We start from the raw sequence: 13,843 nt of genomic DNA on the forward strand, positions 1-13,843 counted from the left end.
GCTTACGGCAAGTTCTGCCATCGGTGACCAAATGACCCAACCGCGCATCCTGATCGTTGATGATGAACCCAAGATTCGCACCCTTCTCAGGCGTTGCCTTGAGGGTGAGGGCTATCAGGTACGTGAAGCCCACGACCGTGCATCGACCCTGAAGATTTTGAACTCTGCCAGGCCAGCGCTGATAACGCTGGATCTGCAGCTGGGCGAAGATGACGGGATTGAGGTGGCCCGAAAAATCAGGGCGATTTCATCGGTTCCGATCATCATGGTGACTGGTAAGGATGACGTAATTGACCGTGTTGTCGGGTTGGAGGTGGGCGCCGACGACTATATCACTAAGCCGTTTCATGTGCGCGAGGTCATTGCGCGGGTCAAATCTGTCTTACGTCGGTCCCAGATCGCAGCCGCGCCGGCTGAAACCAGCGATGAAGGCCGGCGGACTGCTGCCTCTGATACCCAGCAAACTGATACGCTGTCGTTTGATGGTCTGCAGGTGAATCTGGACCAGTTCGAGATCATCGGACGCGATGGCAGACCCATCGGCCTGACGAGCGGCGATTTCAGGCTGCTGCGGATCTTTCTTCAGCACCCACAGCGGGCATTGTCCCGTGAACGATTGATGGATCTATTGGGTGGCTGTGCTTGGGCACCGCTGGATCGGACCATCGATAATCAGGTGTCCAGATTGCGCAGAAAGATTGAACGCGACCCTGCGCATCCCAAACTGATTACGACGATCCGGGGTGTTGGCTATTCATTCACCGGACAGGTTGGTCGCGTGACAGATCACTCATTGCCCAGCATGGTCTGAAGTTTTTCAGCCAGCACAACCTGCCGATACGGTTTTTGCAGGATTTCAAAGCTTTGTCGCAGCTTTTGCGCATCCTCCGCATAGCCGGAGGTCAGCAGAATTCTGATATCTGGGAACTCTTTGCGCACCTTTTGGGCAAGCCTGCATCCGTCCAATGTGCCGGGCATCACCACATCGCTGAATAACAGATCTGGGGTCAAACCGGATGTCAGCATCTTGTAAGCGGTATCGCCATCGCTGGCCTGCGCGGTGCGATAGCCAAGTGCGGCAATACGCTCGACAGACAGGTCCAGTATCTGTGGGTTGTCATCGACAACCAATACAAGCTGTCCGTTGCCGCGCAGGCCGGCCTGCTTCGCCGAATTGTGGTTATGGATCGCGGCCTCGCCATCCTCGACCGGAAAATAGAGCGCAAATGTGCTTCCATGATCCAGTTCGCTATACACCGTGACATGTCCACCCGTCTGTCGCATGAAGCCGTGAACCATCGCCAGCCCAAGCCCGGTGCCGCGGCCCAATGGCTTGGTCGTGAAAAACGGTTCAAAGGCGCGCCGTGTGGCATTGGGTGACATCCCCGTGCCGGTGTCTGTCACCGAAAGGCGTATATACGTGCCCTCAACCACGTCGATTTCCTGTGCCACATAGGTGTCGTCGATCCGTGCCAATTCGGTATTGATTGTGATCTTTCCACCATCGGGCATCGCGTCTTTGGCATTTAGAGCAAGATTGACGATGGCCGTCTGCAGTTGGGTCGGATCGACCATGACGGGTGGTAGATCACGGTCAAAATCGGCCTCAATGCGATATTCATCGCCTAAGGTATGCCTCAGGATACCGAGCGCCATCTCGCAGCCGTGGTTCAGATCGAACGGTTCTGCCTTCAGATCGCCACGTCTGGCAAACATGGTCAGTCTCTCGGTCAGATCAGCGCCCAGCTCGGCCGCTTCCAGCGCATCTGTCAGCATGGCTGCGGCAGTTGCATCCGCGATTTTCGGCTGCAACAGTTCCAGGTTGCCGATGATGATGGTCAGCAGATTGTTGAAGTCATGAGAAATACCGCCAGTCATCTGGCCCAAGGCATCCAGCCTCTGCGACCGCGATAATGCCCTTTCTGTTGCAACCCGCTGGGTCAGATCGTGCAGGATCGCGACGAAGATTGGCTGCCCCTTTGCATTCGTGCGCCCGACCGACAAATGCAGCGGAAAGACCGTACCGTCTCTTCGTTGCCCTTCCACCTCCCGACCAATATCGATGATACGTTTCATCCCGGTCTTCAGGTGGCGGGCCATGAAACCATCATGCGCGTCTGCAACGATGTCAGGCATCAGAATTGAGACACTCCGGTCAACCAGACTGTCGGGTTCGTGCCCGAACAAGTCGTAGGCCGCTTTGTTCGCGCGCAATATGCGACCGGCTTTGTCAGACACGATTATCGCGTCTACCGTCGCCTCAAAGATCGCGCCAAGTACTGCGGCGTCTTCTAGGGCGCTTCCACTCATGTACTCACCATGGGTCATTCCCTAACCATAGTATGGCATCCCGTAGCCGCGATAGTATTGATCTTTGTCACTCCAATCTTTGGCGCCAAAGCGTCTTGACCAACTCGGGCACGATGATCAGCGGCAAGGCAAGCAGAGCGATCATTATCCAGTGTGCGGCGTCCAACGGAACCGTATGAAGGAGAACCTGCAATGGTGCCCAGTAAACCGCCACAACCTGCGCGCCGATGGTGACGAACAGCGCCGCGATCAAGGTCCGGTTGGACAGCCAGCCTATCTGCCAGCAAGGTGATCGCAGCGACCGAAAGGCAAAGACGCTGGCCTTCTCAAAAATGACCATTGCGGTGAAAGCGGCCGTGCGCGCCAGATCGACATCCACGGCCACCAATTGCCAGAACACCCACAACGCGGCCCCACCGGTATAGCATCCAAAGGTTATGATAAGTGCGATGCCGCCCCAGCCCAGGATGGGGCTGTTCATGGGACGCGGTGGTTCTTTCATCTGGCCCGGTTCCGATTTTTCCAGCCCGAGTGCCACCGCAGTGACACCATCGGTGACGAGGTTCATCCACAGGATTTGTGTCGCCAAAAAGATCAAAGGACCGCCAATGACAATGTTTGCAAAGATGGCGACAACTTCGCCAGCATTGGATGACAGAAGGTAGCGTACGAATTTCCGAATATTATCAAATTGGCGACGCCCTTCGCGGACAGCGGCCACAATAGTAGCAAAATTATCATCCAATAGGACAAGATCCGCCGCGTCCCGGGCGACATCGGTGCCGCGTATACCCATGGCGACGCCAATATCGGCTTGTTTCAGCGCCGGGGCATCATTCACGCCATCGCCGGTCATGGCGATGACCTGCCCATCGGCCTGCAAGGCTGCCACGATCCGCATCTTGTCAGCCGGGCGGGTCCGCGCAAAAAGGATGGGTTGGGAAAGCGTCGTGCGCAACTCCTCATCCGATAATGCCGCAAGTGCGTCGCCGGTTATGGCCTGCTCCACGTTCAGGTTCAGCTGCGACGCGATCGCTTTCGCCGTGACCGGGCTGTCGCCCGTGATCATGATGATCCTGATGCCAGCCGATTTTGCGGCAGCGACGGCAGCCACCACTTCAGGTCGAGGGGGATCAATGATGCCAACGAGCCCTAGAAATGTAAGGTTTTTTTCGACGAGGCTGCTACTTTGGTTTTTGCGGTTGGCCAGTGCGATAACGCGAAACCCTTTGGCTGCCATCGCTTCATATGCGCGAATGACTTCGCCGCTCCGCGTTTCGTCCAAAGCCACAACACCGTTTTCGCTGATAATCTCGGAACAGATCGCCAGCACCTGCTCTGGCGCGCCTTTGGTGTAGATAACACCATCTGCCATGACGCTCATGCGCTTGCGGTCACTACTGAACGGGATTTCGTCTGTTATCTCAGCGCCTGGATCACACCAGCCCTTGTAGCCAAGCGTGAGAAGCGCGCCTTCTGTGGGGTCGCCTGTCATCACCCACTCATGGCCATCGCGCCTGAGCTGGGCATGAGAGCACACCATTCCAGTGCGCAAGAGCGTCATGAGAACGGTATCGTCAGCCGCGCGCGCTTTCACGCCATTTCGGGTGATATGGCCTGAGGGATCGTAGCCCGTTCCCGTGACCGTGTACTGCGCCACTGGTGTCCAGATTTCTGTCGCGGTCATCTTGTTTTCGGTCAGAGTGCCGGTTTTGTCCGTGCAAATCACTGATGCAGCGCCAAGGGTTTCAATGGCCTGCAGGCGACGGGTCAATGCCTGTTGACGCACCATTGCTGCAGCACCAAGGGCCAGCGTGATAGTGACGACAGCTGGCAAGCCTTCGGGCACCATTGCAACCGAAAGCGACAAGGCGGTCATCAACATCTCTACCGTGTCGCGCCCAACGACCAGACCAATTGAAAGGATCGCCGCTGCGACCCCGATTGCCGCTATACCAAGTTGTGTTGCCAGTGTTCCCAATTGCTTCTGCAGATGGGTTTGCTTTTGCCCCAATGATCCGGTCAGTTCGGCGATTTCGCCGAAAGCCGTATGGGTGCCGGTTGCAAAAACCCGCGCCCGTGCGCGGCCCGCCACCACTGATGTCCCAGTCATCAGATCATCGCTCTTGGCTTTATCAACTGGCGCAGACTCACCGGTCAGAATGCTTTCATCCATGCGCAACGCGACCGCATCGATGGTTTTGGCATCTGCGGGCACACGATCGCCCGGATTCAGTACGATCAGATCGTCCGGCACCAGATCGCGGGCGGGTATACGCATTTCGCGTCCGTCGCGGATCACAAGAGCCTGCGGTGATAGCATACTTCGCAAAGTCTCAAGCGCGGTTTCCGCACGCCATTCCTGCACAAACCCCAGGGCGGCGTTCAGAATCACGACAAGGCCGATCGCGATGGTGTCCACAACCTCGCCCAGGAAGAACGCGATGCCACCGGCGGCCATTAGGATCAGAACCAGAAAGCTGCTAAACTGCCGTAACAGAATGCGTAGCGGTGATATCTGGTCCGGTTTGGGCAGTTCGTTCCAACCGTGTTGTTGGCGCGCTGCCGCTGCCTGTTCTGACGTAAGACCCTGTTGTTGGCTGCGCGTTATCTGCATGTCGCCATTTGGGCGTTTGGGCAGGATAGTGCGTTGATCAAGATCAATACGGTGCCGGTTGAAGACCACTAGAGTTGGTGGGTCGCATGACGCGAGAGGAGAGAGCTATGCCCAAGAAAGCGGAAAGTGCCAAAAACGAACAGCCGAAAGAAATGTCTGCCCCATCTGGTCAGAATACTGGACTTGACCCATTGTCATGGATGGGCACCGCATGGATTGAGGCGATGTCTGATCTGGGCAGTGAACTGGCGAGTTTTGTTGCCGAACGTATCCGGGAGGATGTGAAGACGCAGCATGAAATTCTACATTGCAAATCAGTGGCAGAAATGCAGGCCATCCAAGCTGCGTTTATGGAGCGTGCGTATGTGCAATACACGGTTGAAACCGGCAAGCTGATTGAGAAAAGCACATCGCTGTTTCCAAATTTGTCACAGCAGACCAAGCACACACCGGTCTAATCGACCTAAGCCCGTCGCGTTGTGATGCGCCATGTTTGGCGAGGGTTGCCTGCCTCCCCTGGGAAAGCTGTTATTGCTTTTGCCGAGTTTTACTGACTGATCAAAGGTGACATCATTTTTTGCTCTGTGACTTTGCGTAGTTTGTCAGCGAAATCGCCCAAAATCCGTCGTTCTTCTGTTGTCATTTCGCGGTCATTCGCGATGGCGGCTTTGGCGGTCAGCGGGCGGCCCAGCTCCTGTTCCGCCAAGGCATACGCCTTTTCCGGTGGTGAATGGTCACCGCATGTCAGCAAAAGACCAAGAGTTGCTGGCAAGTGCTGAACCTGCTGAAAGTAGCTTCGCAATGGTGCCGCCGGGTACGATGTCCATATCGGGCCGCAAATCACCAGCGCATCATAGCATTTCAGATCGGGCAGGGGGTGCGCCAGACTTGGCTTTGCCAGTCGCAGACTATCCAGCCCGGCCCGTAGATAGCCCAGAAAGGGCGTGCGATACCGGCTCGTTTTCAACTGATGCAGATCAGCATCCAGCAAACCCGCCAGCAATTCTGCAGCACGTCGCGAATGGCCGCTCTTTGAATAGCAAACAATGGCGATTTTGGTGTCGGGTTTGCGCATCTGTACCTGCCACGACTGAATACCTGAATTTTGGCGATGTGGTCGTGGCCGTGATTGAGATATGTCAATGCGCTGCGGGACGCTGGTGTTAGGGGTACAGTACATGCTCAATTCTTGAAAGGAGACGACCATGACCGCGAATGTGGGAACGGTTGACCGTGGCCTGCGGGTGATCCTCGGTATCGCGCTGATTGTCGCACCGTTGCTGAACTTCTTGGGACTTGGGGCGAGCGCTGTCGTCGCATACATCCTGATGGCAATCGGGGCCATCCTGATCCTCACCGGCCTTTTTTCGTTCTGCCCACTCTACCGGGTGCTGAACATCAGGACGAAAAAGGCGTAATCCAGGGTGGAGATCACGCGCATCACTGACGCCTATGCTGTGACCGGGCAATTGAACGCGGCGAAGGTAACCCAGGCTCACAGTCTTGGCTTTAGAAGCATCATCTGCAATCGGCCAGACGGTGAAGACATCAGCCAACCGCTGTTCGAGGCGATTGCTGCGGCGGCGGATGCCACAGGGCTAAGCGCGCGTTATGTCCCTATTGCGCCAGTCGGTCCGTCGCAGGATGATGTGCAGGCCTTTATGAAGGCATATGATGAATTGCCGAAACCGGTTCTGGCCTATTGCTATAAAGGTGGCCGAAGCAAGGCGGTGTTTGAACAAGCCTTTGCTGAGTAGTTTTTTGTGCTTCTCCACCCGATCACCTCTGTTCGTAATGTATCACCTGCCTTGCGCGCTCCGGGCGAAAGACGACACTAAATTCGTGTGGCGTGCGCTTGTCACTGTTGGGATGATAGAGGATACTTCGAGAGTTCCAGCCGAAGTGTCCGGCACCTGCATCATGGTGGAGCATTGATGACGACGGCTCCCAAGATCACCCTTACCGACGGAATCCTCCGGTTGCAGGGTGATCTGTTGATCAGCACCATCGAAGCAGTCAACTGGTCCACGCCCAAAAGCCATGACGCGAAGGTGATTGATCTAGGCGCCGTGGGTCGACTGGATACGGCGGGCGCCTGGGCGGTGGTTTCGCTGGAAAGAAAACTCGGACTGACCGGGCAAACCATAGGTGCGTCTGAACCCCAGGATGGGCTTCTTCGTACTGTTCGCGACCATATGCCAGGCCCGGCACATCCGGGCGCTGGTCAAACCGGCATCATAGATGAGCTTGAGGCGGTAGGCCGCCGCGCAACATCGGCTTTTGGCGCCACAATTAGCATTATTGGTTTCATGGGACAGGTGGTCGCCACACTGGCGAGCCTGATTCTACATCCGGCGCGCATAAGATGGACATCGCTGGTCCATCACATGCAGCAGGTCGGATTGAACGCGGTTCCTATCGTCTTTCTGATGTCGTTTCTTATTGGTGTGGTGCTGGCTTTCCAGGGCGCGACGCAGTTGCGACAGTTCGGGGCAGAAGTCTTTGTCGTAGACCTCATTGCGATCTCGATCTTGCGTGAACTCGGGATTTTGTTGACTGCTATCATTGTCGCTGGCAGGTCCGGCTCGGCCTTCACGGCCGCTATCGGTTCTATGAAAATGCGTGAAGAGATCGACGCGCTGCGCGCGCTTGGCCTCGATCCTGTAGAAATTCTTGTTGTACCAAGGGTTTTGGCGCTGATCCTCATGTTGCCGGTTCTTGGTGTCATCGCGAATATGGCTGGGCTGATCGGCGGCGCGCTGATGTCCTGGATCGAACTTGGCGTGTCGCCCGGCGTATTCCAGTCTCGCTTGGCCAGCAATACCGGCGTCTGGCACTTTGGCGTTGGTATGATCAAAGCCCCTTTCTTTGCCCTGATCATCGGCATCGTCGGGTGTTTTCAAGGGATGCAGGTCAAGGGCAATGTGGAGTCTTTGGGAAGCCTGACATCGGCCTCGGTAGTGCTGTCGATCTTTCTGGTCATCGCGGCGGACGCCTTGTTTTCGATCTTCTTTTCGATCGTGGGGGTCTGATGACAGCAGCGCCGATTATCAGTGTCCGAGGGCTGGTGACCCGATTTGGGAAGAACACGGTGCACGATGGGCTGGACCTTGATGTCCGGCGGGGTGAAATCATCGGGGTCGTGGGCGGATCAGGCACCGGGAAATCGGTATTGCTGCGCGCCATTGTCGGCCTGTTGAAACCTGCAGCGGGCAAGATCACTGTATTTGGTGAGGATGTCAGGAATACGTCAGTCGCGGACTACCGTCGTTTGCGTCGCCGTTGGGGCGTGATGTTCCAAGGAGGTGCCTTATTTTCGTCCCTCAATGTCCAGCAAAATGTCGAGGCGCCGATGCGTGAGCAACTTGACCTGTCGCCCGAAACCCGCGCCGCACTGGCTGCGATCAAGGTTAAGATGGTGGGGTTGCCCGAGAACGCGCTGTCCCAGATGCCTTCGGAGTTGTCAGGCGGCATGCGCAAACGGGCGGGCTTTGCCCGTGCGATCGCTCTTGATCCAGAAATTGTATTCCTCGACGAACCGACGGCGGGATTGGACCCGATCGGGGCTGCCGCATTCGACGCGCTGATCGCGCAGCTCCAATCCGCGCTTGGGTTGACCGTCTTTCTGGTGACCCATGACCTCGACAGTTTGCATGCCATCTGTGACCGTGTTGCGGTGCTTGCCGAGCGTAGGGTTCTTGCAACCGGCACGATGAAGGATATGCAGGAGATAGATCACCCTTGGGTGCAGGCCTATTTCAAAGGTCCGCGCGCACGCGCCGCCCTTGTGCAAAAGGATACTGCTTGATGGAAACGCGGGCACATTTTGTCCTGATCGGGCTTTTCACGCTGCTGGGGATACTTGGCGGCCTGGGCTTTTTCATCTGGCTGGCCAGTGTCCAGATTGATCGTCAACTTACACAATATGGGGTCCTTTTCGAAAATGTTGCCGGGCTCGATCAATCTGCCGACGTCCTGTTCAACGGCGTTGGCGTTGGACGGGTCGTGGGCATTCGTATCTGGGAAAACGACCCCAGTCTCGTTTATGTCGGCATCGAAATCGACGCCGATACGCCCGTGGCCGTCGATACGATGGCACAGCTTGAATCGTCTGGTGTAACCGGCGTCGCCTACATCGCCTTATCAGGCGGCGCACCCGGTGCCGCACTTTTGACTGCATCGGCCGATGGGCCGCCAATCATTCCGTCACGCCGGTCGTCTTTCCAGTCACTGGTAAGCAGCGCACCCGATATTCTCGAGGATGCGGCTTTGTTGATGGAACAGTTGCAGTCCATCACAGGGCCGGAAAATCAAGAATATGTGCAAAACATTTTGCAAAACGTCGATGCAGCCACAGCCAACCTGGACGCCGCCCTCCAAGACTTCTCGGAAGTCTCGCGGACGATAGAAGAAGCAACGTCGCAGATCAGAGTCTTTACCGATAAGCTCGATGAAATTGGGGACACGGCGCAATCCACGCTCGAACAGGCCGACGACACATTGGCCACAATTACGGAAACCTTTGATCTTGCAAGTGAGCAACTTGATGCCTTGGCACCAGCAATCGCAAATGCAGAGGCGGCGTTTTCAGCCATGGACGTGTTGATCAAGGATGACCTGTCGCCGTTATCGGACACGCTTGATCAGACCCTTACCAGCGCGGATCAGGCGTTTCTGCGGGCCGATGGTCTGATGGAGACCGATCTTGGTCCCGCTTTGTCTGATGCGCGAGAGGCGATGACGGCGTTTAACGATTCACTCGCTACGATTACACCCGAGATACCTGCCATTGTCGCAGATCTGCGTGCCGTCGTGAGTGAAGCAAGGGCAGGGATCGCTGCGGCAAGCCCGGGGCTGCGCGATTTTGGCCGGCTTGGTGGTGAAGCGCGCGCGCTGGTCCAGAATATCAGCGATCTGGTACGCCGCATAAATCGTGATCCGGCCCGCTTTCTGCTGGATGACCGCGTTCCCGACTATCGGAGATAGATAATGAACAGACAGCTCCTGACGCGCCGATTCTTTGTATTAGGTGCTATTTCATTGCCCGGTTGCACGGCGCTTAACACACTCAATCAGGCCGCCCAACCACGGGATACCTACGATTTGAACCCCGTCGAACTTGAGGGCGGACAGCGTGGCACCCGAAGCTTGCTGGTTCTCGTACCCACCGCCCCGGCGACAATCGTAACAGACCGGATACTGATCAAACCAACGCCAATCTCAGTGGCCTACCTGCCCGATGTCCGCTGGGCGGATGAAGTTCCGCTGCTGGTCCAGTCGTTGCTGATAAGGTCACTGTCCTTCAGTGGACAGTTCGGCTTCGTCGGGCCACAAGCGGCAGGCCCCGTTCCTGATTTCGTTGTTCTGACCCGGATCGACCAGTTTGGCGTGGACGCGCTTCCAGATGGCAGCTTCAAAGCAGTGGTCCAAATGAACATCACCGTTTTACGCGATAGGGATCAGCGTGTGATTGGAACACGCCGTTTCGAAGGCTCTGCATTGCCCAGCAACGATCTGGCAGTCCCGGTCGTCCAGGCATTTCAGCAGATCCTGGACGCACTGCTACCAGACGCCGTGCGGTGGATCGGGGCGCGGGCCTGAACATTCTTGACGATCGTTCGGTTTTCGATCTTACCGCATGTAGCCGATCTGTGATGCCGTTGTCGGCGGCCTTGCGCCGAGGTTCATTGCCACCCATCCGCGGGCGTTTGACATCAGGTTGGGGGTCGGTCAACGCTGCTGTCTGACGAACACGGCGTAGACCGCCCGGAAGCGGGCCAGCAAGGAATATCACGCGTGGCCCGTATCCTTGTTTTTGCATTTGATCTGACCGAAGCATCGCAAATCCGGCGTATCCGGAGCCTGAAAATGCTGGGGCATGATGTGATCTCTGCTGCGTTTCGGCGCGGCAACATGAATGCGCAATTCACCCCTGACTGGGCCAATATCGATCTCGGCTTTGTGGCAAATGAAAGCTATGGCAAACGGATCATCGGCATTTTGCGCGCAATCCGAATTGTCGTGCGGAAGCGCGATGCGCTGAAGAGTGTTGACCTGCTTATCGCGCGCAACTTTGATCTGCTGGTGGTCGCGTGGGCGGCTAAAAGCCTGTGCGGCATGCGCGATGTCCCGTTGGTTTATGAGTGTCTTGATATCCACGGGTTGTTCACGAAATCTGGTCCGGTCGGCACGGTCATGCGCTGGTGCGAAAGGCGGTTATTGGCGCGTACCCAGTTGCTGATCGTATCCTCGCCCGGGTTTGTCACGCACTACTTCGCGGCCATCCAGAACTATCGCGGACCACACAGTATCATCGAAAACAAGCTGTGGTTTGACGGACCCCCGGTCCCCCGACCGAAGAGACGCACGCCCGGCGCGGTGCTTGCGCTTGGCTGGGTCGGTTCGATCCGCTGCGCGCCGAGCCTGAGTGTGTTGATGCAAGCGGCCGATCATTTTGGCGACAGGATCACCTTGCGTATTCATGGGAATGTGCATCGGCATGCCGTGCCGGATTTCGACGATGAAATCGCCAAGCGTGACAATGTCACCTATTTCGGCACCTATGACTATCCCACCGGGCTGGCCGATGTATACGCCAGTTGTGATCTGGTCTGGGCGCAAGATCTTTGGCAACGGGGGGCAAATTCGGACTGGTTGCTGCCCAATCGGATCTATGAAGCAAGCTGTTTTGGCTGCCCGTCCATTGCGGTCGCTGACACCGAAACAGGGCGCAAGGTCGCGGCGGATGGCCTTGGCTTTACCATCGATCAGCCGACAGCGGCCGCTTTGATTGATCTGCTGGAAGATCTGGATCGCGATCGGATTGAGGAGATATCCCAACGCCTTTTGGCGATGGATGACGCCCGTTTTATGCTGCGCCCCGCAGATATTCAGGATGCGTTGACCCCGGTGATGCAGGCAGGGGATTAGGTCGTAGCCTTTCCCATCAGGCGTTTTGCCATCTTTTTGAGACGCGGTGACACCGCCGCTGGCCTACCGCCCTGTACAACACCAGGAACTGCACGCCCGGATGCCAGTGCCGCCCTGTTATCTGCGGCGAACTTTGCACCCCAGTCTTCCTGATAGGTCTTCTTTTGCTTTTGGGGAGAGAATGATGGTGGGGCGGCGTCTACTTGGCTGATATCCACATCCAGATAATCCGCGATTTGGGCAATGGCTGCTGGCGCGTCTGCGACGATATCCTCGTAATAGAGTTGCAGCGGGTTGATCCCCACGCTGCGTAGGAAGCTTTGCCAATCGGCATTGCCGCGCGAAATTGCATCTACTTTGGCTACGATCAGCGCCCGGTCATACCGGGCCGGTGCAGTTTCGGGCATATCTGAAATCCAGGCACCGGTCTGTTGGGCGCGGGCAAAGGAAATCGCCTGTTTGATCAGGTCGCGTCGACACAAGTGAATGAACTTGTATGTCAGCGGCTCCGGCTCTTCTCTGAGAAAATCGGACAGGTGTTCGTGATGGAGTTTGATGGCAAATACGCCATTGGGACCTGTCCGCACCGACTTGATGAAATCAAGCGTGTTCATGTTGCCTGCCCGCTGTGTCCAGACATCCCAGTTACCGGGGTTGAGATATTCCAGCGGATAGCCGAACGCGCGAGTGGCGTGTAACTGATGACCCAGAAAATGGCTGCCACATCGCGGTGTCGTGCAAAGGGCCACTTTTATCGCAGGGTCGGTTTTGGGAAAGTCATGGGCCGGATCAAACTGGCGCTGCCACAAGCCATCCGGAATGTCCGGTTTTTGAGTGAAATCTGACATTGGTCTGGCCCCTTGTCTGGGTCTCGTCTCTGGCGGGATTCGCGCAGGATTCGCGGACGAGTCTAGCGGATCAAACTGCACGTCATGAGGGCGTTTATGCTGCAGTGCAGTTTCGAGCGCGAATTGGCGTGGATTGTCTGGTCCTCACCTTTGCCATCGGCGTATTTTTGACACCAAACGCGCGGAAATCCGGCAATACCACATAACATACTGATATTATGTAATAAAAAAATGGAAACAGATGCATCATATTGATCTCAATGTAGAAACAATAGGCATTCACTGCATGGCGCCGGCAGATGCAATGGCGGTTTCTCGCCGTTTTCTTTCAACGTGTGGATGAAATGCTGCAATTGCACATTTGACGATAACACTGAGTAAGATCATCGTAATCGCGAAACTCAGGAGTGTGCCGATGCCGACTTTGGAAAGTGTGGGTTTTACCGCTCTCGACGAAAAACGCTTGCAGGGATTTGGGGGTAAGCGGACTGCAACAATTGCGATTTCAAAGGCCTCTGTCACAGGTGGCTGGACAAAACGTATATTTGATTTGTGTCTGGCAACCTGTGGACTGGTCGGGCTGTTGCCGCTGTTTGCTTTGGTGGCGCTGGCGGTCAAAGTGTCGTCCACGGGCCCCGTCCTGTATGGTCACATCCGGGTCGGTAATGGTGGCAGAAGCTTTCGTTGCTGGAAGTTCCGGACCATGGTGACCAACGGCGACGCGGTCCTTGAAAGCTACCTTGCTAACCATCCCGATGAGAAGGCGGAGTGGGAGCAGAACCGAAAACTGCGCAACGATCCCCGGGTGACCCGCATTGGTGCCGTACTGCGCTCCTATAGCGTTGATGAACTGCCACAACTGATCAACGTGATACGCGGCGATATGAGCCTTGTGGGGCCGCGTCCGGTCGTGCAGGACGAACTTGATATCTATGGCAGCGCGGCGCCCCACTATCTGCGCAGTCGCCCCGGACTAACCGGCCTTTGGCAGATCAGTGGCCGCAGCGATACCACCTACGACGAACGGATCGCGTTCGACACCAGCTATGTGCAGCGTTGGTCGTTTTCGCAGGACCTGCTGATTATCGCCCGTACGGTTCCCGCCGTTTTGCTCTCTAAGGGATCGTATTAATCCCAG

14 protein-coding genes are annotated in these 13,843 nt (G+C 56.3%); 10 read left to right on the top strand and 4 right to left on the bottom strand.

What is annotated here, in order from left to right; all coding sequences use genetic code 11:
- Positions 1–31: 31 nt before the first annotated feature.
- On the top strand, positions 32–811 hold the full coding sequence (locus ACFWW4_RS11370) for a response regulator (RefSeq protein ID WP_411890946.1): 780 nt from the start codon (positions 32–34) through the stop codon (positions 809–811).
- On the opposite strand, the gene ACFWW4_RS11375 is transcribed toward ACFWW4_RS11370, so the two are convergent.
- Both ACFWW4_RS11375 and ACFWW4_RS11380 read right to left on the bottom strand, forming a co-directional pair.
- Positions 787–2,310, bottom strand: coding sequence for a PAS domain S-box protein (locus ACFWW4_RS11375; protein WP_411890947.1), 1,524 nt, complete (start codon positions 2,308–2,310; stop codon positions 787–789). The two genes, ACFWW4_RS11370 and ACFWW4_RS11375, sit on opposite strands and share 25 nt — an antisense overlap.
- A 67-nt stretch (positions 2,311–2,377) precedes the next feature.
- Positions 2,378–4,927, bottom strand: coding sequence for a cation-translocating P-type ATPase (locus ACFWW4_RS11380; RefSeq protein ID WP_411890948.1), 2,550 nt, complete (start codon positions 4,925–4,927; stop codon positions 2,378–2,380).
- Between the two features lie 107 nt (positions 4,928–5,034).
- Here ACFWW4_RS11380 and ACFWW4_RS11385 point away from each other — a divergent pair, with 107 nt between their 5' ends.
- The gene (locus ACFWW4_RS11385; RefSeq protein ID WP_411890949.1) at positions 5,035–5,385 is read left to right on the top strand and encodes a phasin family protein; all 351 of its coding nucleotides are present in this window, start codon (positions 5,035–5,037) and stop codon (positions 5,383–5,385) included.
- Positions 5,386–5,474: 89 nt separating this feature from the next.
- Here the strand turns inward: ACFWW4_RS11385 and ACFWW4_RS11390 are convergent, their stop codons facing one another.
- Positions 5,475–6,002, bottom strand: a complete 528-nt coding sequence (locus ACFWW4_RS11390) for a hypothetical protein (protein WP_411890950.1) — start codon at positions 6,000–6,002, stop codon at positions 5,475–5,477.
- A gap of 130 nt (positions 6,003–6,132) precedes the next feature.
- Here ACFWW4_RS11390 and ACFWW4_RS11395 point away from each other — a divergent pair, with 130 nt between their 5' ends.
- From ACFWW4_RS11395 to ACFWW4_RS11425, 7 genes are all read left to right on the top strand, one after another.
- Positions 6,133–6,345, top strand: coding sequence for a DUF2892 domain-containing protein (locus tag ACFWW4_RS11395; RefSeq protein WP_393931277.1), 213 nt, complete (start codon positions 6,133–6,135; stop codon positions 6,343–6,345).
- A gap of 6 nt (positions 6,346–6,351) precedes the next feature.
- Complete coding sequence (locus ACFWW4_RS11400) at positions 6,352–6,684, top strand: TIGR01244 family sulfur transferase (protein WP_411890951.1); 333 nt, start codon at positions 6,352–6,354, stop codon at positions 6,682–6,684.
- A gap of 177 nt (positions 6,685–6,861) precedes the next feature.
- Positions 6,862–7,959: an MlaE family lipid ABC transporter permease subunit gene (locus ACFWW4_RS11405; RefSeq protein ID WP_411890952.1), complete on the top strand. Its 1,098-nt coding sequence runs from the start codon at positions 6,862–6,864 to the stop codon at positions 7,957–7,959.
- On the top strand, positions 7,959–8,735 hold the full coding sequence (locus ACFWW4_RS11410; protein WP_411890953.1) for an ABC transporter ATP-binding protein: 777 nt from the start codon (positions 7,959–7,961) through the stop codon (positions 8,733–8,735). The genes ACFWW4_RS11405 and ACFWW4_RS11410 overlap by 1 nt, the downstream gene beginning before the upstream one ends.
- Positions 8,735–9,913, top strand: coding sequence for an MlaD family protein (locus ACFWW4_RS11415; protein WP_411890954.1), 1,179 nt, complete (start codon positions 8,735–8,737; stop codon positions 9,911–9,913). The genes ACFWW4_RS11410 and ACFWW4_RS11415 overlap by 1 nt, the downstream gene beginning before the upstream one ends.
- Before the next feature lie 3 nt (positions 9,914–9,916).
- Entirely contained in the window at positions 9,917–10,528 is a 612-nt protein-coding gene (locus ACFWW4_RS11420; RefSeq protein ID WP_411890955.1) for an ABC-type transport auxiliary lipoprotein family protein, read from the top strand.
- A 195-nt stretch (positions 10,529–10,723) separates the two neighbouring features.
- A complete protein-coding gene (locus tag ACFWW4_RS11425) occupies positions 10,724–11,857 on the top strand; it encodes a glycosyltransferase (protein WP_411890956.1) in 1,134 nt (377 codons plus the stop codon).
- On the opposite strand, the gene ACFWW4_RS11430 is transcribed toward ACFWW4_RS11425, so the two are convergent.
- On the bottom strand, positions 11,854–12,705 hold the full coding sequence (locus ACFWW4_RS11430) for a Stf0 family sulfotransferase (RefSeq protein ID WP_411890957.1): 852 nt from the start codon (positions 12,703–12,705) through the stop codon (positions 11,854–11,856). The two genes, ACFWW4_RS11425 and ACFWW4_RS11430, sit on opposite strands and share 4 nt — an antisense overlap.
- Positions 12,706–13,120: 415 nt before the next feature.
- On the opposite strand from ACFWW4_RS11430, the gene ACFWW4_RS11435 reads away from it, so the two are divergent.
- The gene (locus tag ACFWW4_RS11435; RefSeq protein ID WP_411890958.1) at positions 13,121–13,837 is read left to right on the top strand and encodes a sugar transferase; all 717 of its coding nucleotides are present in this window, start codon (positions 13,121–13,123) and stop codon (positions 13,835–13,837) included.
- Positions 13,838–13,843 lie beyond the last annotated feature (6 nt).

This window comes from Yoonia sp. SDW83-1 (genome assembly GCF_046762885.1).
In the GTDB taxonomy this organism is placed as follows: domain Bacteria; phylum Pseudomonadota; class Alphaproteobacteria; order Rhodobacterales; family Rhodobacteraceae; genus Yoonia.

Excerpts from the sequence above, each read along its gene's own strand:
- ACFWW4_RS11370 (WP_411890946.1), top strand. The coding sequence starts at position 32 with ATGACCCAACCGCGCATCCTGATCGTTGATGATGAACCCAAGATTCGC.
- ACFWW4_RS11375 (WP_411890947.1), bottom strand. The coding sequence starts at position 2,310 with ATGAGTGGAAGCGCCCTAGAAGACGCCGCAGTACTTGGCGCGATCTTT.
- ACFWW4_RS11380 (WP_411890948.1), bottom strand. The coding sequence starts at position 4,927 with ATGCAGATAACGCGCAGCCAACAACAGGGTCTTACGTCAGAACAGGCA.
- ACFWW4_RS11385 (WP_411890949.1), top strand. The coding sequence starts at position 5,035 with ATGCCCAAGAAAGCGGAAAGTGCCAAAAACGAACAGCCGAAAGAAATG.
- ACFWW4_RS11390 (WP_411890950.1), bottom strand. The coding sequence starts at position 6,002 with ATGCGCAAACCCGACACCAAAATCGCCATTGTTTGCTATTCAAAGAGC.
- ACFWW4_RS11395 (WP_393931277.1), top strand. The coding sequence starts at position 6,133 with ATGACCGCGAATGTGGGAACGGTTGACCGTGGCCTGCGGGTGATCCTC.
- ACFWW4_RS11405 (WP_411890952.1), top strand. The coding sequence starts at position 6,862 with ATGACGACGGCTCCCAAGATCACCCTTACCGACGGAATCCTCCGGTTG.
- ACFWW4_RS11410 (WP_411890953.1), top strand. The coding sequence starts at position 7,959 with ATGACAGCAGCGCCGATTATCAGTGTCCGAGGGCTGGTGACCCGATTT.
- ACFWW4_RS11415 (WP_411890954.1), top strand. The coding sequence starts at position 8,735 with ATGGAAACGCGGGCACATTTTGTCCTGATCGGGCTTTTCACGCTGCTG.
- ACFWW4_RS11420 (WP_411890955.1), top strand. The coding sequence starts at position 9,917 with ATGAACAGACAGCTCCTGACGCGCCGATTCTTTGTATTAGGTGCTATT.
- ACFWW4_RS11430 (WP_411890957.1), bottom strand. The coding sequence starts at position 12,705 with ATGTCAGATTTCACTCAAAAACCGGACATTCCGGATGGCTTGTGGCAG.
- ACFWW4_RS11435 (WP_411890958.1), top strand. The coding sequence starts at position 13,121 with ATGCCGACTTTGGAAAGTGTGGGTTTTACCGCTCTCGACGAAAAACGC.